At 36.3% G+C, this 18208-nt stretch carries 14 protein-coding genes; 10 read left to right on the top strand and 4 right to left on the bottom strand.

The annotated features are described in order from the left end of the window. Nucleotides 1-216: 216 nt before the first annotated feature. From EFT72_RS06190 to EFT72_RS06170, 5 genes are all read left to right on the top strand, one after another. Nucleotides 217-2457: an efflux RND transporter permease subunit gene (locus EFT72_RS06190; protein WP_243109959.1), complete on the top strand. Its 2241-nt coding sequence runs from the start codon at nt 217-219 to the stop codon at nt 2455-2457. Beyond that, nucleotides 2444-4561, top strand: a complete 2118-nt coding sequence (locus tag EFT72_RS06185) for a hypothetical protein (RefSeq protein ID WP_124066040.1) — start codon at nt 2444-2446, stop codon at nt 4559-4561. The genes EFT72_RS06190 and EFT72_RS06185 overlap by 14 nt, the downstream gene beginning before the upstream one ends. 229 nt (nt 4562-4790) lie before the next feature. Then, nucleotides 4791-5738: an ABC transporter permease subunit gene (locus EFT72_RS06180; protein ID WP_124066039.1), complete on the top strand. Its 948-nt coding sequence runs from the start codon at nt 4791-4793 to the stop codon at nt 5736-5738. A 13-nt stretch (nt 5739-5751) separates the two neighbouring features. Further along, nucleotides 5752-6666 carry a carbohydrate ABC transporter permease gene (locus EFT72_RS06175; RefSeq protein WP_124066038.1) on the top strand — a complete coding sequence of 305 codons (915 nt, stop codon included), beginning with the start codon at nt 5752-5754 and terminating at the stop codon, nt 6664-6666. A 22-nt stretch (nt 6667-6688) separates the two neighbouring features. Beyond that, on the top strand, nt 6689-8446 hold the full coding sequence (locus tag EFT72_RS06170; protein WP_124066037.1) for an extracellular solute-binding protein: 1758 nt from the start codon (nt 6689-6691) through the stop codon (nt 8444-8446). A gap of 27 nt (nt 8447-8473) precedes the next feature. Here EFT72_RS06170 and EFT72_RS06165 read toward each other — a convergent pair whose 3' ends face one another. Together EFT72_RS06165 and EFT72_RS06160 are read right to left on the bottom strand one after the other, a co-directional pair. Continuing rightward, nucleotides 8474-10015, bottom strand: coding sequence for a response regulator (locus tag EFT72_RS06165; RefSeq protein WP_243109958.1), 1542 nt, complete (start codon nt 10013-10015; stop codon nt 8474-8476). After that, nucleotides 10012-11829, bottom strand: a complete 1818-nt coding sequence (locus EFT72_RS06160; protein WP_164473094.1) for a sensor histidine kinase — start codon at nt 11827-11829, stop codon at nt 10012-10014. Before EFT72_RS06160 ends, EFT72_RS06165 begins: the two co-directional genes overlap by 4 nt. A 1319-nt stretch (nt 11830-13148) precedes the next feature. Between EFT72_RS06160 and EFT72_RS06155 the strand changes: the two genes are divergently transcribed. Both EFT72_RS06155 and EFT72_RS06150 read left to right on the top strand, forming a co-directional pair. Further along, nucleotides 13149-13421, top strand: coding sequence for a hypothetical protein (locus EFT72_RS06155; RefSeq protein WP_124066034.1), 273 nt, complete (start codon nt 13149-13151; stop codon nt 13419-13421). A gap of 693 nt (nt 13422-14114) precedes the next feature. Continuing rightward, the gene (locus EFT72_RS06150) at nt 14115-14432 is read left to right on the top strand and encodes a hypothetical protein (protein WP_124066033.1); all 318 of its coding nucleotides are present in this window, start codon (nt 14115-14117) and stop codon (nt 14430-14432) included. Between the two features lie 568 nt (nt 14433-15000). Here EFT72_RS06150 and EFT72_RS06145 read toward each other — a convergent pair. Beyond that, nucleotides 15001-15288 carry an ATP-binding protein gene (locus EFT72_RS06145; protein ID WP_279221978.1) on the bottom strand — a complete coding sequence of 96 codons (288 nt, stop codon included), beginning with the start codon at nt 15286-15288 and terminating at the stop codon, nt 15001-15003. 287 nt (nt 15289-15575) lie between these two features. After that, on the bottom strand, nt 15576-16610 hold the full coding sequence (locus EFT72_RS06140) for an ISNCY family transposase (RefSeq protein ID WP_279221980.1): 1035 nt from the start codon (nt 16608-16610) through the stop codon (nt 15576-15578). Nucleotides 16611-17379: 769 nt separating this feature from the next. On the opposite strand from EFT72_RS06140, the gene EFT72_RS19195 reads away from it, so the two are divergent. The 3 genes from EFT72_RS19195 to EFT72_RS06130 all read left to right on the top strand — a co-directional run bounded on the left by EFT72_RS19195 (nt 17380) and on the right by EFT72_RS06130 (nt 18109). Beyond that, nucleotides 17380-17556: a hypothetical protein gene (locus EFT72_RS19195; protein WP_164473093.1), complete on the top strand. Its 177-nt coding sequence runs from the start codon at nt 17380-17382 to the stop codon at nt 17554-17556. 59 nt (nt 17557-17615) lie between these two features. Then, on the top strand, nt 17616-17840 hold the full coding sequence (locus tag EFT72_RS06135) for a hypothetical protein (RefSeq protein WP_124066031.1): 225 nt from the start codon (nt 17616-17618) through the stop codon (nt 17838-17840). A 68-nt stretch (nt 17841-17908) separates the two neighbouring features. After that, a complete protein-coding gene (locus EFT72_RS06130) occupies nt 17909-18109 on the top strand; it encodes a hypothetical protein (protein ID WP_124066030.1) in 201 nt (66 codons plus the stop codon). The last annotated feature ends 99 nt before the right edge of the window (nt 18110-18208 follow it).

The following is an 18208-nucleotide window of genomic DNA, read 5'->3' as shown; positions in this document are numbered from 1 at the left end:
CATCATATAGATATGGGATAGATTGTAAATAGAAATGATTGGTATGATACTAGTTTCATTATAGTCAAGGTTTTAAAAAAAGGCAATATTTATTAGACATATTTCGACTTTTGTCGAAAAATCATTCAACTGAGAAGATTTGTATAATTACAAAATAGTAAAATCGTATTAAGGTAGGACTGAAATGATAGAAAAGACTAAAAAAGGGTGAGGACAGTGAATACAAAAGAAAAGATAAAAAAAAGACCGCATCACGATGTGATTGATCTGATTGTCGAAAAAGGCAGATGGATTGAAAAAATATTTGCGGTTGTTGTCATTATTTCTGCGATATGCACATGCTTCGTCCAGGTAAATTATGATCTAAGCGAATACCTACCAGACTGGGCTCCAGCGAAGCAGGGGTTAAACGTGATGGAAGAGGAGTTTGGATATCCTGGAACGGCACGGGTCATGGTTGGGCCAGTTACTCTTTACGAGGCAAAGGCATTCAAAGACAGGTTTGCTGATATTGATGGCGTGGACATGGTTATGTGGGCAGATACCACAACAGATGTTTATAAAGCGGATATATTTATTAATTATAAGGATATCGAAGATTATTACAAAGATGGTTATGCAGTAATGGATATTATATTTAAAGAAGGAGATTCGAGCAGCCTTACAAAATCTGCAATCCATGACATGCAGAAACTGACTGGGGGAAAAGGATTTTTTACAGGATCTGCCGTTCAGAATAAGTCTTTAAATGAGACACTGACCAGAGAAATCAGTATTGCTATGGCGATGGGTGTGGTTATGATTGCGCTGATATTGTGCCTAACAACGACTTCTTGGTTTGAACCGGTTCTGTTTTTGATGATCATGGGAATAGCGATTATCATTAATATGGGAACGAATTTGTTTATTGGCACCATATCTTTTATAACATTTAGTGTGGCGGCCATTCTACAGCTTGCGGTGGCGATGGATTATTCGGTATTCCTTCTTGATACATTTACCAAGGAACGAGAGAAGGGAGATGATCCAAAGGCAGCAATGGTTCGTGCCCTTCGTAAGTCATTGCCATCTATACTTGCAAGCGGCGCAACTACGGTCATCGGATTTTTAGCTCTTATGCTGATGCGTTTCTCCATTGGAAAGGATTTGGGCTTTGTCTTAGCAAAAGGAATTGTCATCAGTTTGTTAACAGTTCTACTTCTTATGCCATCGTTGCTTCTTCGCTGGGGAGATCGGATTAAGAAGACAGAACATAAATCCTTTATGCCATCCTTTTACAGACTGGGCAGAATGGTACATAAAGTTCGTTACGTGGTTTTGGCATTTGTTCTTTTACTTATGATACCAGCTTATGTTGCTCAGAATATGAATGCGTTTACATTTGGAAACGGAGCGTTAGGTTCCAGCCCTGGTACCAAGGTATATAGGGATGAGCAGCAGATAAATAGCAGGTTTGGAAAAAGTAATCTGATACTTGCGGTTGTTCCAAATACCAATATGGTATCAGAAAAAAAACTGACGGATGATTTGACCGATTTAAATTATGTACGTTCAGCAACTTCATTGGCTGGTAAATTGCCGGAGGGAATTCCGGAAAAGATCCTGCCCAAAAGTCTCACTAGTTTAATGCATACGGAGGATTACAGCCGTATTATGATTTACGTTAAATCATCGGATGAAAGTGATTTCGCATTTCAGTGCTCGGATGAAATCAGAGGGATCGTGAATGGTTATTATCCTGAGGAGGCATACGTTACGGGTGTAATTCCTTCCACTCAGAATATAAAATCAATTATTACTGAGGATTATAATTTTGTTAATGTTCTCTCAATTTTAGGGGTTGGACTTGTGGTCATGCTTTCTTTCCAATCTTTAATAATTCCTATTGTGGTGTTGATCCCCATAGAAGTGGCAGTATTCTTTAATATGGCGATTCCTTATTTCACAGGGGAGAGTATTTTATATCTTGGTTATATCATTGTTAGTTGCTTACAGCTTGGTGCTACGGTGGATTATTCCATATTAATGACCAACAATTATATGGAAATAAAGAAAGAATATCCAGAAAAATCCAGAGCCGTTATGCACACGGTTTCAAAAAGTGCACTTTCGATTCTCACATCAGGAACAATACTTACGATTGTTGGATATGGACTTTACTTTGTATCATCCGTGTCTGCCATAGCGGGACTGGGGCATTTGATTGGTCGTGGTGCACTGATTAGTGTATTAATGGTACTGTTTCTCCTTCCAGTGCTTCTTACCTTGGCTGATCCCATTCTTATGTGGGAATCTCGGCAAAAGATTAAGTTTCTTGCCTTCCTTCAGGAAACGAAAGAAAAAGGAATCAGAAACTCGATTCAGAAACAGCTAAAAAAATCAGTAAAGATGGAGCTTCAGAAGAAAGACAAAGAGAAACAAGTGAAGAAAGAAGGGATGGACAATGAAGATAAATAAAAACACAACATATCGTTTTATTTCAGCAATCGTTATTACCTCAATGCTTAGTGTTAACACGGTGGGAATTGTATTTGCAGGTCCACCTTCCGTTTCTACGGATGAAGCTTTGTATGTTAATTTAGATTATTATGGAAAAGAAGTCAATTCAAGCATTGTAAAAGGGGTTACGTTAAATGGAATTCAAAAGTTTACGGATTACGGAACTTATACCGATGTTACCAATATGTCAAATTATGCAAAGCCTGAGGTCAAAGAAAATGGTGTTACGTGGCAATTGCCAGAAGATGCCAAAGATCGTTTCTATTATGAATGTCAGTTAAATAACAAAGAAGTGGTGCTTCCATGGGATTTTGACGTATCTTATAAGTTAAATGGAGTGCCTAGTAAAGCAAAGGATCTTCTGCATGCAGACGGACTGGTGGAGATGGATGTTCATTGTATTCCGAATGAAAAAGCAAATTCTTATTATCGGAATAATATGATGCTACAAGTAATTTCCATGGTGGATATGGAAAATGTCAATTCTGTAGAAGCACCGGGATCTCAGACCCAGTCGGTAGGAACGTACAAAGTAGTTCTGTTTGCAGCAGTTCCTGGTGAGGAAAAAACGTTTCATATTGAGATCAGCTCCCATGATTTTGAGTCCACTGGTATTGTGATGATGATGGTTCCTGGAACTTTGGACCAGATCAATGAAATTGCAGATATCAAGGAAGCTAGAGATACATTCCGGGATTCTACGGACCAAATTCTAGACGGTATGAACGAGATGTTGGATACGCTACATAACTTAAATGATGGAATGAATGTTGCTAAAAAAGGGCTGAAGCAGCTACAGGGGGCCAGAGAAAACTTTGATGCTTCTAAGGATGATATCATAGCCAATGCAGATGCAAGCATTGATGGCCTAGAGGCGGCAAACCAGAAGATCAGCCTTCTTGCACCGGATATCAATGCCAACAAACAGGGGCTTGATGAAATCAATGGTAAGGTGAATGGTTTGGTGGAAACACTACAGGATTCTGGAGAAGATTTTTACCATTTATCGGATTCCTTAAGGGATCTAAAAGATTCGATTCGTGATTTGCAATCAGAGATTGACAACTCCGAAGCAGCTGACATAAAAGATGATATCGCAGACATTGAAGGCCAGTTACAAGGCATTGAAGGGACAATTGATAAACTGTCCTCTGTCACTAAAGGTGGAGAGTCATTGAGTCAGGAAGATTTAGAAGAACAGGCACAAAAGATGGGGCAGCTGATGGGAGATATCAATGAAGTGCTTGATGATTTGGAGTTTGCACTTGGGAAAGATGCGGTCAGCAAATTAAGAACTCAGTTGGGTGAAATTGCCTCAGACGGTATGGATGGAAGCAATTCCGCTGCCTTAATTAAAACAGCTCAGGAACTAAGTAAAATTTTAAAATCCATGCGGAGTATTCTTTCAGGTGTACGACAAACGATTTCCGGAATTGATGTAGAAGGCGGACTGAAAAACGGAAGATCCATTTCCAATGATCTGGCATCTATCTCCAACAACATTGATACGACGATTGGTGATCTTGTTAATTTAAATAAGACTAAAAATGACAACAAAGCGGCGTTTGATCTGATGCTTAATGATACAGCGGCATCTGTGGAACAAATTAGTTCCTCAACCAATCAGGTTGTATCTTTGTTTCGAACTGTACAAAATACGATTAAAACCAATCGGGGTGCAGTGGAGAATGGAACCAAAGATACACTAAATGGACTGATTGACATATTGGCGAAAACAGCTGAGACTTCCAATACTACTGGCAAATTAAAGGATGCCAATGAAAGTTTAAGAAATAGTTTAAAGGATCAGCTGGATAAAATCGGAGATGACACCAATGTACTTGAAATGAATGCAGAGGAGGCGCTTGTTTCATTTACTTCGGATAAGAACCCAACGCCTTCCAGTATTCAGATTATATTGCGGACACAGGAAATCACAGAAGATGATATCAATGATAATGCAGTGGACATTGAACCAGCTTCTGTGGACATAGGAGTTTGGCAGAGAATTGTGAATGTGTTTAAAACAATTTGGAATGGAATTACCGGTATTTTTTCTTAACGATATCAATAGAAGGATCCCCCTATACTTGTAGAAATGCAGGATAGGGGGTTTTTTACTGTAAAAAAACGCACAATGATACCTCGTCAATTAGGGATCTTAAAGAAAATCACAGTAATATCTGATTTTATCTGTAAAACAGTCATGAATTCCTGGTATTATTTTTTCTTTCATCTATGCTACTATCTAGTTATATGCAAAAGAAGTATTTGGAAAGGGGCTGCAGCATATGAAACAAATAGGGACATTGAGCAGAGAGTCAAGGGGGTGGAAAAGGAAGGACTGGAATGGATTTCTTTACTTTCTTATGATTTTACCTTTTATTCTATTGGTTTTTCTATTTTCCTATTTTCCGTTACATGGGTGGGTCTATGCGTTCTTTGATTATAAGCCTCCAAGAAGTCTGTTTCAGTGCGATTTTGTAGGAAGTCAGTGGTTTCGGATGCTTTTTCGCAACAAAATCCAAATGAAACAGCTTCTGCAAGTTATGAAGAATACATTTGCAATGAGTTTTTTGAACATTCTAACCTCATTTTTACCGGTGGCATTTGCTGTGTTTTTAAATGAAATAAAATGCAAACGGTTTAAGGCTTTTGTACAGACTTTTACCACACTTCCAAATTTTATCAGTTGGGTACTTGTTTATTCCGTGGCGTTTAGCCTTTTTTCTTCCAGTGGCATGATGAATACCATGATGCAGAACTGGGGACTGGTAAAAGAGCCACTGAAATTTCTAGACAGCGATTCACACACCTATTTATGGATGATGTCCTGGAATGTCTGGAAGAATTTAGGCTGGGGAGCCATTATCTATCTGGCTGCCATAGCAGGAATTGATCAAGAGCTTTATGAAGCTGGCAGAATCGATGGGGCCAACCGGTTTCAACTTATGAAATTCATTACTGTTCCAGCTCTGCTTCCTACTTTTTTTATTATGTTGATGTTAAGTGTTGCAAACTTTCTAAATAATGGGTTGGACCAATACTATGTATTTCAAAATTCTTTTAATAAAGAACACATCCAGGTGTTGGATTTATATGTATACAACATAGGAATGACAGGAAGCAGTTATTCACTTGCTACCGCTATTAGTATGTTAAAAAGCATCATAAGCGTGGTGCTGTTAACCATTGTCAATCTGGGGTCCAAACAGGTGCGGGGAGAGTCCATCATATAGAAAGGAGGTAAGTATGAAGTCGGAAAGTAGAAGCAGACAAATAGGAAAGGACCGGATATTTACCACAGTCAACTATATGTTATTTGGATTGTTTACCGTAATCTGTATTTATCCTTTTTATTATCTGGTGATCAATACCATAAGCGCCAATGACTTAAGTGCGGCAGGAGAGATCAATTTAATACCACAAGGCATCCATTTTGAAAACTATAAAAGTTTGATTGTAATAAGAGGACTTTTACGAGCTACGATAATTTCTTTTTCAAAAATGATAATTGGAACAGGATTGACGGTAGCCGGTTCAGCATTCCTTGGATATATGTTTACGCAGGATAAGATGTGGAAGCGAAAGTTCTGGTACCGGTTTGTTATTATAACTATGTACTTTAATGCAGGGCTCATTCCCATGTTTTTGACCATGAAAAATCTGCATCTGACCAATACTTTTTGGGTCTATGTGATTCCTACAATCGTGCAGCCTTTTTCTATCATACTGGTAAAAACCTATGTGGAGTCCATTCCAAAAGAATTGCAGGAGGCTGCCCAGATTGATGGGGCTGGAATTATAATGATTTTTTTGAAAATTATTTTGCCCGCCTGTACGCCCATTCTTGCTACCGTTGCAATCTTTGCAGCCGTTAATCAGTGGAATAGCTATCAGGACACCTTAATATATATCACCGATCAAAAACTTTATTCCTTACAATATTTGCTTTATACCTATATCAATCAGGCAAATTCCCTGGCAGCTATGGTGAAAAATAGTTCTGGTACTGCGCTTAGTTCTACTGTTATGGCAACAAGGGAGACTGGAACTTCGATCCGCATGACCGTTTCTGTTATGGTAGTATTGCCTATCCTATGTATTTACCCTATGTTTCAAAGATTTTTTGTGAAAGGGATCATGATTGGAGCTGTAAAAGGCTAGTTTATCAATGGAGGAAGATTTTATGAAAAAGTTATTCCGTGTGTGTTTCTGTGTTTCTTTGGTTATAGTCTCACTAGTTGGATGTGTAAAAGCAGGGGAACGGATTACGAATCGCTCAGGTGGAACAGATACCAGTGATAAGGGGATGATTACGGTGGATGTATTTGCTGAACAGGCAAATTACCAGGGCATTCAAAGTGGGTGGTTTGCAAAAACAGTAAAAGATAAGTTCAATATGGAATTAAATATCATTGCAAGAAACGTGGCAGGTGGAGGGGAAACCCTTTACCAGACACGTTCGGCGGCAGGAGATTTGGGAGAATTGATCCTATTAAGTAATTCCAACGGAAAACTAGAGGATCTAGTGACATCGGGACTCATCATGGATTGTACGGAGCTTATGAAGAACAAAGATATCATGAAAAATTATAAAGGGACAATCGATAAGCTAAACAAAACCATATCAAAGGAAGGCGTTTGGGCATTTCCTAGTTCCATCTCATCCCAGCCGGCGACAGAGCCAAGTGAAGGGCTAGAACCAACCTTTGGACCTTATATCCGTTGGGATTACTATAAAGAGCTTGGTTATCCTTCCATGGATTCTCTCGAAGATCTTTTAACTGTGCTAGAAGATATGCAGAATTTGGCACGAAAGAAAGAGGGGAATGATAATATATATGCCATCTCTCTGTTTAAGGACTGGGATGATAGTATGATGAACAATGCCAAACAGCTTTGCTGTTTTTATGGCTACGACGAATTAGGATTTTTACTGGTTAAGGCAGATGGATCGGATTATTCTAGTATCATTGAGTCGGATTCTATCTACACAAAGGTCTTGCACTTTCTTTATGAAGCGAATCAAAGAGGTTTGATTGATGCAGACTCGACGACACAAAATTACGATATGCTTCAGAATAAGTATAAAAAAGGAGAAATTCTGTACTGTCCATGGCCCTGGTTGTCACAGAATGTGTTTAATACTCAGGAGAATAAAGATGCAGGGAAGGGGTATATGCTGGCAACCATTCATGATATGAAGATTTTCTCCTATGGAAATTGTCCGGAAGGAAATTCGAAACAGGTCATTGCCATTGGGAGTCATGCGAAAGATCCCAAACGTTTGGCCGATTTTATCGATTGGCTTTATTCCCCAGAGGGAATTGAAATAAATGCACAGGCTAATGGGGCAGCAGGTATTAAGGGGCTAACCTGGGAATTGGGAGATGACAAAAAACCGAAGTTAACCCCGTTTGGGAAATCTGCTCTGCCCACCAATGAGGTGGATGTGCCAGAAGAATACGGGGGTGGAAACTGGAAAGATGGAATATCTGCTTTAAATTTCAAACCCATAAATCTGGGGGATATAGATCCTAACACAGGAGAGGCTTATGACTGGCAGTTATGGAAACATACAATTGAAGATAATGTGAATCCTCTTAGTAAAGATTGGAGCAGCCATAACCAAGCAGATACAACTATGGAATATTTAAAGAAAAAGGATCTCATAATTGTGTCTCCCGGTTCTAGTTATACCACCCCAGAAGAGGATTCCAATCTTGCAACCATAAGAGGACAGTGTAAAGCAATCATTGTAGAAAATTCATGGAAAATGATCTTTGCAAATAATGAAGAGGAATACAATTCATTATTAAACAATATGCAGGAAACTGCAAAGGGGCTTGGATATGAGGAAGTATTAAACGTAGACAAAAAGAATGCCTTAGATCAAAATGCCCAGAGAGAGGCATCTGCAAAGGCATATCCTTCAAAAAAATAAACAGTATGATCCGTGGGACCAGTTTCTTTAATTACCAATTATAGTTTTTCGGTATTCTGCAGGACTGGTCCCCGTATATTTTTTAAATTTTTTATGGAAATAGTCTACGTTTTTATAACCAACCATCTCTGCGATCGTGTAAACTTTTAACTCATCCTGTGTTAATAGTTTTTTTGATTCCTCAATTCGAAACTGGTCTAAATAAGTATTAAAATTCATACCAGTTCTTTTATATAAAAGTTTTCCAAGGTAAGAACTGGTATATCCATATAATGGGGCAATGGTATCTAGTTTGATGGGTTCTTGATAATTATGCTGGATGTAAGATAAAACTTCATCTATAATCGTTTCACCAGATGGAATCCCAATACACGAAATCCATAATTTAAACTGTTGGGCTAAAAATGAGATGATTTCGTACAGATAATTCTTTCTTTCCAACAAATCAATTACAGATGCATTGGCGATAAATGGGATATCCTCGTAGGGATACCTCTGCATAATATTCTGCTTTACCAGAATATAAATATCGATAAGCACATGCTTGATGTCTGATATTTCTGCTGTTGTATGGGTCAAAAAGGTGGTTAGCTGTTTCAAATATGTGGTAAGGAATGTTAGATTATTTGACTGTATGTAATTAGAGAATTGTGCGGCATAGTTTTGTGCCATGGATTCAGGAATTGTGTTGGTGAAATTGTCCTCTAATATATCCTCGTATCCCATGATATGTTGGTTTTCACAGCAAAAAAACCGTCGCTTGTTTAATTGGCAGACATCTTCATAAGAGCGGTGAATATCCTGGATCCGGGCGGCCTTTTGTCCATATGCCAGAAAGACAGAATCAAGGGGAGATCCTTTCTGGGGACCATTAAGATAATGCCTGCGCAGATTCTTAAATTTTGTTAGGGCATAATCTCCTTTTAGCAATATAAATTTCTGTTGGTTATTCTCAATGATATTAAAGGTGTGATTGTCTTGATTGGTTACTCGGATCAAATCGGAAAAATCCCAGGTGGGTTGAAACAGATTTTGATTGTAATTTTCATAAGAGACCACCTGATAGACATTTGTGTTTAAGTGTAGTTCATCCAGATTAAGGGAGGAATAATCACAGGTGTTTAAAAGAATCTCCTTTAGAATTTCCTGTTTTGCTTTTAACCGGTAATGTTCGTAAGAGGATTGTTTCTTTGTTTCTTCTCCAATCAACTTGGCGATGGAGCCAACGGCTTTTAAAAGTTCTTCTTCTTCAATTGGTTTCGTTAGATAGAAGGTTACACCATATCGCATGGCTGTTTGAGCCAATTTAAAATCAGAAATTCCACTTAATAGGATAAACTTTCCTGGATAACCCTTTGAAACTGCTTTTTGGATTACTTCGATTCCTGTCATAAGTGGCATTTTTATATCCAGTAAAACTAGATCTGGACTGAGTTCTAAGATTTTTTTCAATGTATCCATACCGTCCATGGAAGTATCGCAGATGGAAAAACCCAACTGGTTCCAATTGATGATATGTTTTAAACCGTTTAAAACGATGCTTTCATCATCTGCAATTAATACATTCATAATGAATCCTCCATACTAAAATCAACTGGTATTTTAATCGTGACCAATGTTCCGAAATTTTGTTTGCTTTGAATTACCAACCCGTATTCTTGTCCGTAGAATAGTTTGATGCGGTTGTTGATGTTATAGAGTCCAATTCCTTGTTCTCTGTTTTTTGGTGGAGTCTTTAGTTTAGTCATTACTTCAAAAATGGTTGTCTTAGACATTCCTGCGCCGTTGTCGTAGATAGAGACCTTCAGCCCATTTGATTGATATTTTCTGATTTTAATAAGAAGGTACCCTTTTTTGCCAGTGGGTTCTATGCCGTGAGAGATTGAATTTTCGATGATAGGCTGCATAAGAAGAGGCAAAATCCGGTAACACTTCGGATCTATGGATGCATCCATATCTATGGTGTAATTGAGTCTTTCTCCAAAACGAAATTTTTGGATGGCCAGATAATTTTTTATGTAATCAATTTCCTGATTTAGAGTCACTAATGTTGTTTTTGTGTTATTTAAGACATAACGCAAGGATTTTCCTAGGAGCTTGATGGCTGTGGCCACCTCTTGATTTCCATCGGTAAATGCTTTCATTCGGATGGTTTCCAGGGTATTGTAAAGAAAATGTGGATTGATCTGATTGATCAGTAGTTTGTATTCCATTTGCTGCTGTTGATTGTAGAAGGTTTGTTCTTTCATCTGTGCGGCGTAGATATCTCCTTGCGCTTTCTTGATTTTACGCACCATGTTTTTTAAATCAGAGAAGGTGGCAGATAATTCGTCATCCCCTAAAACAGAGTCAATGATTTCATAATCGTTGTTACTAACTTTATGCATTGCCAGACGTAGAGTTCTGATTCTGGCACTGAAATAGCCCGTAAAAAACACAAAGAGAAGTCCCGGTAGAAAAAGAGCAAACAGCATAATCAAAAGAAAAGAAAATTCCATATGCCGGATGTTGGACATTGCATTGGGATTAACGGAGAGAATATAAATCTTATCATCTGTGCGGTAGGGTTTAAGACTCAAAAGAGAGGAAAGATGAGTGGAACCCTCAAGTTCAAACAAATCAGTATGGTTGTAATTCGGTTTCTGATGGTCGATATCCACCGGAAAATCCTCCCCCTCCTGGTGGCGGATGGTACTATAAAAAACGGGATCTTGATTTACCGAAATATAAATATGGGAGCTGTTATCTTTTATTAAATTTCTTAGATGGTCGTTTGATAGCGTAAGGACCAGTATCGCATAGGAACCCGTCCGGGGCATGGGGATATGGCAGTAATAGGCGAGTTCCCAGTAGGAACTTCCCACCTGATTTTTTCTTAGGGTACTTTGAAAGAAATTTCCTGAAGTTACACTGGCTTTTTGATACCAGTCCTGTGTGCGCACCGTTTTATCGATAGGAAAGAAGAAACGATTGTCTGAGTAGCTATGAAGCAAGTTCGATTGAGTATAGAGCCGAATGCTTGATATGGAAGCATTGGAAGCGAGAATCTGCTTGAAACGGGGGTATCGGCTGCAGGCTTTCATCGCCTCTTGATCGGAAGGGTAATGGGCAGTCATCAGCTTGTTTAAATCCGTATCAGAGGATAGAGATTCATAGATCTCATAGAGAGGGAGGGTTGTTGTTAGGATGATAGAACGCACGCGTATCCCATCGGATTCTGATAAATACTTGTAGTTTTGCAACATTTGCCTGCGTGAAAAATAATAGACCATTCCACCGATTATGGAGACTGGGATCAAGATGGCAAAAATAAAGATCGTAATCAATTGCCGTCTGACGTTCTGCTTCGTAAAAAAATTAATGTAAATCTTCTCCAAAGTCATAGTAAGTCCCATCCCTTTTTTCTAATTATATTCCACGAATGGATTTGTATCAAGTAATTGATGCTGAATTCCCATACCATGTGTTATTACTATCCTATGTGAGGAGGGGAGATGCTATGAAAGCTCTCTGCTATAGGTTGATACGATTGATATAATGATGAGAATTTAGATAATAAATTAGTATTACTAAATAAAAAACGATTGACACATTAATATTAAAGCGATAAATTAGATATATTAATCAAATACTTGTTGTAATTACAAAAAATAAGGTGTCTTAATCAGGCGAGTAAAAAAATAATGAAAGAATTTACCGGTATAAAAATATGGATGATATAATTAGGATAGTTTTAGTGATAATAAATGCTATTGTTGCTTTTGGTATTATTTTAATTACAGATTTATTATTGGAAAAGCTTACTAACAATAAAAAAAGTTTGTTAAATAAATCTGGAATTAGGATGATAGTATCATACTCAATTGGTATAATGATATATATTTTAATACTTAAAATTTTTATATAAGGTGGCATACTTCAAAGCACCTTATGCAGACTATTAGGTGGGCTTATCTGTAAAAATGTAATCCTACTTTTATTGTATGAAAAACCACCTGCCTATAGTAATTACAATAGTATGATATCTTCTTTAGGGGGAGGAATCATAATTGATTGGAAAATCAAATTTTAGGGAATGGACAAAACTAGTATAATATTTAGATTTGCTAATTGAAATTAGGTTTAGAGAAAAGGAAAAGCAGAATATTTATGAAAAATAATAAAATATGTTTCGTTTATATTGGTATTAGCATGATTTCAATTGTACTAATATTAGGTATGGTAGCATTATCAGGTAATAAAATGGAAGACATAATACCATTTGTTGCATATGGGATATTCGTGATGATTCTAATTACAAATCTTTCGTCTTTTGTGACAAGCTTATGTTATAAACACAAAAAAATGACGCTTAAAAATAGCCTACTTGTATTAATATTTATTATTATTAATAGTCTGTTTATTCTCTTTTGTTTCGCCATGATTTTAGTTAATTACCTGTTACATTAAAAGAAGAGAAAAGTTTTTAAAATGAAGAAAATTATAAGTTCCATGACATTATATGCCGATAGTAAAAAACGCACTTATAAGAATCCTTCTTCTGCAAAAGGAGGGGATTTGTATGGTACAGACACATTTACAAATGAGGCAAACGAATATGTTAGTGGTGCTATTATTATTCTATGAGGAGAAAAAAAGTTTAATTTTTTGAGTTCAAAGTATTGACATAGGTCGATATTATAATAAATGAGGAGAGCAGATCATGAAAGCAACTAATTGGAAAATATTAAATTTTTCATTTTATTTTGAAATTCTAATGTCGTATTTTTTACCATTTAAAATTGTTGATGAATATAAATATAAAATTGGGTTTCCGTTTCCAATCATAACAATTTACGAAAAACCAATAATTCATGTTAATCCATGTCTATCAATGCAACTAAATGTTTTAAGTTTAATAGTAGATTTGGTCATAATATCTTTTGTAACGGCATTACTTATAAAACTGTATAGGAAAATAAAACATATTAAATAAAATGAACATTATAATGAAAGTTGCACCAAATTAATGTAGCTTGTATTTTTGTTATTATTCCCAGATAAAATCCGTGTAAAGATATTTGCAGGAAACAAATCTATAGGGTGTATTGCCCTATTTTTTTGTATCATTCCGTAAGGATGCGGGGGAAAGCAAATGTCTAGAACAAGTAATATTACGGTTACCCCTAAACCATTGATGGATAAGGAATAGGGTGCTTTCGTTTAGAGGCAGGAGTATATGACAAACTAGATTAAATCTAATCCACACAGGACTAAGTTTAACTTAGGGGTACGATTTGCGTACGAAAAATCTAATAATACAAGGGTTTCATGGAGGTAAGGGAGATATATTGTAATAATAATAATTACAGTTCGGTAATGATTTTAAAAGTGTTGTGTGTGACCTACTATATAAGGGATTTAAAAACAAAATATTGACTCTTAATACAATTAAGAATATTAAATATAATACTAAGATTATTAGCTTTAAAACACTATTTCTGTAATTTTATTATGCAATACAAAAAAGTTTTACATGAAAGGTGGGGTATTTATTACATGAAAATAATTTATGGGTTTAAAGGAGTATAATATACATTTAGATTAGCTAATCTAGGTAAATTCAATTTAGTAAGGTGTAATATCCTAGTAAACATTATTAAATAATTTAATTTAAAGGAGAATTTGTATGAAAACATTAAAAAAGCTATTAGCAATAGCATCATCTGTATGTTTACTGATGAGTTTTATGAGTATGACTGCTTTCGCAAGTAATACTGGAATAGGCCTAATGAATGCTAACCCTATTAACAGTAGTACTCCAATAAATACAAGATATGTATATAGGGCTTTACAGCCTCAAGTCAAATTAAATTATTATCATCACTATGGTAGTAGTTCGATAAACAGTCTTAACGCAAATGATGAGAATAACAAACCATATAAGACTGAATGCTATAATTATGTTAATGGTAAATATGTTTTAGCTGAAACAACATATAACTAGAAAGGATTTACTATTTTGAAAAAATTACTAGGAATATTTATCATTGTTTTATCTATGCTGACTATATCTATAAATATAATGCTTGCACAAATATCAATGCTTATTGATAAACTGCAAGGTGGATTTTGGTCTAACATGTTTAAGTACTTGCCTTATTATGTTTGGATTTTTATGATTATTCCAATTTTTATAGGAGTATATCTTATCTATAAGGACTATAAAAAGAATTAAAACTTTTTTTGAAGGTGTGCATCATAGCACCTTTTGTATTCAACTATTAATAGTGGGTTTATCTAATTATGGATAAGTCCATTATTTATGTCTAATTGATATCAACCAATCGGAGTAAAAACAGTAAGGGTTCGAGGAAAATTACATATAATCATGACAGATATACCATTAATCCTGTATTTAAGAGAAATTTTGGCTTTTTTATATTGCTATAAAATTAAATTTCATGATAGGAACGCTACATTGTTTTTTGCAACCCCAAAGTGCAAAGAAAAAGTGTAACACCCTAGAGAGTTTATTTAGTTGCTGAATCTTTCATCAGTGAATGTTCAAATCTCTAGCTATCTCTGTCAAATACGATGAGGTGGCTGTGATGAACCAGACGGTCGATAAGTGCGGCTGTCAGCTGATCATCATAGAAGATACCATTCCATTTACTGAATTCTATATTTGTTGTAATAACCAGGCTGCGTTTTTCGTAACAGTCTGCAATTACCTGAAATAATAACTGGGAACCTTCCGCGTCAAACGGAAGATATCCCCACTCGTCACAGATTAGCTGATCAAGCTTACTGAGACGTTTTAGAAGTTTGGTAAGTGAACCGTCTGCTTTTGCATCTATCAATTCATTTACCAGTGTGGCGGTTTTGGAAACCGTACTTTTTTCCCCTGCATGCAGGCTTCTACGCCTACAGCAGTTGCCATATGGCTTTTATCGGCTCCATTTCAGCCATAAAGAATCAGATTTTCATTTCGATTCATAAAGTCAAAATTTTGATACATCCTGTCAACCGTTTTTGAAAATGTCCCGAAAAAGTTTTAACATAAGCACCAGTTTTCTGGTGCTTGATTTAACTAGGTACTATTAGTTTTTGGGTAACTTTAATAAAACTACAGTTACCTGCTTGTAAATTAGGCTATTTCTTTTCTGTGTCGTTGTCCTTTTGCATATTTTTCAAATGATGCCTGCCTCCATGGATGGTTCATAGGAGGTATGTATTTCTTTTTTGGGACTGCCGGAATGGTCGCTAAATCAAATGCCTTTGAAGATGGCTTGTGTTCCGGAAGTAACTCAAGTGCATAAACCTGCTCACCAATACAACTGAAGAGTTCACCGTTGAATGATCTGATTACCATTGCTGTGGTGCCCTTACGATGGTGTACAGCGATCCCTTGATTGTTTACAGGAAGATAGTATTCATTTTGATATTTCAGGCAGCTTCCATTATCTATCTTTCTAGAAGATAACACCGCCAACGTCAGATTGATTTTATCACTATCTGGTTGCATTTCGAACACAGATTTGATACTATCAATAGGTAATGCGAACTGCTTATTAAATTTCTTTATATAGGTGAGGAGAAATTGATTGGCTTGCTGAATGCTTGTTACATTCGCAAGTCGGAGTTCAACAGGAAGGCGGGATTGAAGAGTGCCAAACATTCTTTCAACCCGCCCTTTTGCTTGTGCAACGCTGGATGTACGAATGTCGATTCCTAATTGTTTACAGGCATAACCAAACTGAGTAAAAGTATCCTTCTCTACAGAGGTTTCATGTTTCTTTTTGTATTCAAATACAGTTCGTTTATCTGTGAAAAACTGATATGGAATGCCATAATTACTTAGAACCTGATAAAGAACATGATAATAGCCATTTAAAGTTTCCTGCTCATCAAAATATGCACCAACAATCTGTCCTGAGGCATCATCAACAGCGATGTGAAGCTGTGTTTTGGTTTCTCCAAACCAAAGGTGTAGGGACGCATCCATTTGAAGCATTTCACCGAAATACGTACATCTGGGGTGCCTTGGATGGGAATCCTCAAGATCCATGATGGAACTTTGAATAATAGCTGCTTTCTTTTTGGACTTAGTCCTTGATTGGATAGCCTTTAATGCTTTCTTTACCGCTTTCTTTGATGAGCGGTTTGCTTTAGGAGAAAGGATATATATACCTATGATTCATGATCAAATTTTGGTATGGATATTTATTGGCATTAATGTGCTTCGAGTTAACAGGTTGCGCGGATAAAACCGCACCGACTAAAACCGCTAAGGAAACAATCGTATATAATGAAGAAACGACTGAATTAAATGAGCCGGATACAGCGGAAACTTCTGAAACACGTGATAATACAACCTTTAGATACACATGCTGGGGAGATGATAAAGGAACCGTGAAAAGATGTGAGACGGACGTATCTTGGCTAGGTGAAAGTAATGACGAACTGAATGGAATGGTAACTTTGTTTGATAGATCCGAAAGCTTATAGATTCTATACAGTAACTGATACTTATTTAAGTTGTGAGTTCTTCTAATTCTTTGTTTAAACGCTTTGTTTCAGCATATGCGTTGGGTTCTTCTTGTTTTATTGGATTGTTCTTGCATTCTTTGCGGTATTGATGTAACCAGTATGTGATTGTGCCGCTACCAAGATTGTATTCTTCAGTAAGGCTTTTTTTAGTTATTCCCTCTTCCGATAGAGGCGAAGTACTTTTTCTTTAAGCTCAGGCTCATAACGATTGTTTGACATGTTGTAACTTCTCCTTTGATGTAGGTTATTTTACCAAACCATACCGGGGTGTTACAACTTAATTATACAACGTCAGTGTTATTTGGGGAAAGACGACGTTTAGATTCCCTTATACATTTATTAAAGATATTCTTAACAATTATTTTGTTAATTCAGAAGTATGGTATCCGCTTGGCGAAAGTATGGATAACCCCACGTTGGGCGGATTAGGAGAATATATATCAGAGAATAATAAAAAATTTACTTCTCGTTATGCTTCAGCAATAGCCCCAATTATGGTGAACGAAGGTTTTGTTGAATATAAAAAAGAGGGTAATGCGATATTTTTGAGAAAGTTGGCAAATGAATTTGAAGCTTAAAATATAAAGGAGATCTTGATATAGAAGGTAATGTTATTAATTATTTATTGGTGTTAAAAATGGCAGACATAGATCTCATAGATGGCGAACGCATATGTAGAAGTCTAAATAAAGGTACTTTAGAACGACTCACTAAAGCGGGAATTGACAGGAGAATAATAAAACCTATTATAGACGAAGCGATTAGGCTAAATACTTGTGATAAATTAACATATGAAAAAATTAATTTATTATTGGATAATCAAAACTTTTATATTATGGCATATTTCCAGATATTGCAATAAAATTTAAGATTATAGGAGTAATCGTGTATGTTTAAAAGTAAAGTATCTAAGAAAAAATAGCAGGAATTATGATTGCTGCGCTGGCAATTATAACAATCACCTCTACCGTAAATGAATCAGAAAAATTAAAAAGGATAGACACCAACCACAACGGGAAAGTGACTATTGCTGAAGCAAAAGCTGCTGGTTACTCAATGCCAATATATGAATCTGAGTGGTTGTATAAATATATGACTGATAGGGATCATGATGGTATGGTTGGAGAGTAAAAGCTACTATAAATTATAAAACCAGATTGGAGCTGATTATTATCAAGACCACAAATGAAACAATGGAAGAGATATGGCGTTTATATTCTACATACGAGT

The organism is Clostridium sp. E02 (genome assembly GCF_003833015.1).
In the GTDB taxonomy this organism is placed as follows: domain Bacteria; phylum Bacillota; class Clostridia; order Lachnospirales; family Lachnospiraceae; genus Lacrimispora.
This window is presented reverse-complemented; position numbering and strand designations above follow the sequence as displayed.

Coding starts and splice junctions, on each gene's coding strand:
- EFT72_RS06135 (WP_124066031.1), top strand. CDS start 17,616: ATGGCAGACATAGATCTCATAGATGGCGAACGCATATGTAGAAGTCTA.
- EFT72_RS06150 (WP_124066033.1), top strand. CDS start 14,115: ATGAAAACATTAAAAAAGCTATTAGCAATAGCATCATCTGTATGTTTA.
- EFT72_RS06160 (WP_164473094.1), bottom strand. CDS start 11,829: ATGACTTTGGAGAAGATTTACATTAATTTTTTTACGAAGCAGAACGTC.
- EFT72_RS06180 (WP_124066039.1), top strand. CDS start 4,791: ATGAAACAAATAGGGACATTGAGCAGAGAGTCAAGGGGGTGGAAAAGG.
- EFT72_RS06165 (WP_243109958.1), bottom strand. CDS start 10,015: ATGAATGTATTAATTGCAGATGATGAAAGCATCGTTTTAAACGGTTTA.
- EFT72_RS06170 (WP_124066037.1), top strand. CDS start 6,689: ATGAAAAAGTTATTCCGTGTGTGTTTCTGTGTTTCTTTGGTTATAGTC.
- EFT72_RS06185 (WP_124066040.1), top strand. CDS start 2,444: ATGAAGATAAATAAAAACACAACATATCGTTTTATTTCAGCAATCGTT.
- EFT72_RS19195 (WP_164473093.1), top strand. CDS start 17,380: ATGGATAACCCCACGTTGGGCGGATTAGGAGAATATATATCAGAGAAT.
- EFT72_RS06130 (WP_124066030.1), top strand. CDS start 17,909: ATGATTGCTGCGCTGGCAATTATAACAATCACCTCTACCGTAAATGAA.
- EFT72_RS06155 (WP_124066034.1), top strand. CDS start 13,149: ATGAAAGCAACTAATTGGAAAATATTAAATTTTTCATTTTATTTTGAA.
- EFT72_RS06175 (WP_124066038.1), top strand. CDS start 5,752: ATGAAGTCGGAAAGTAGAAGCAGACAAATAGGAAAGGACCGGATATTT.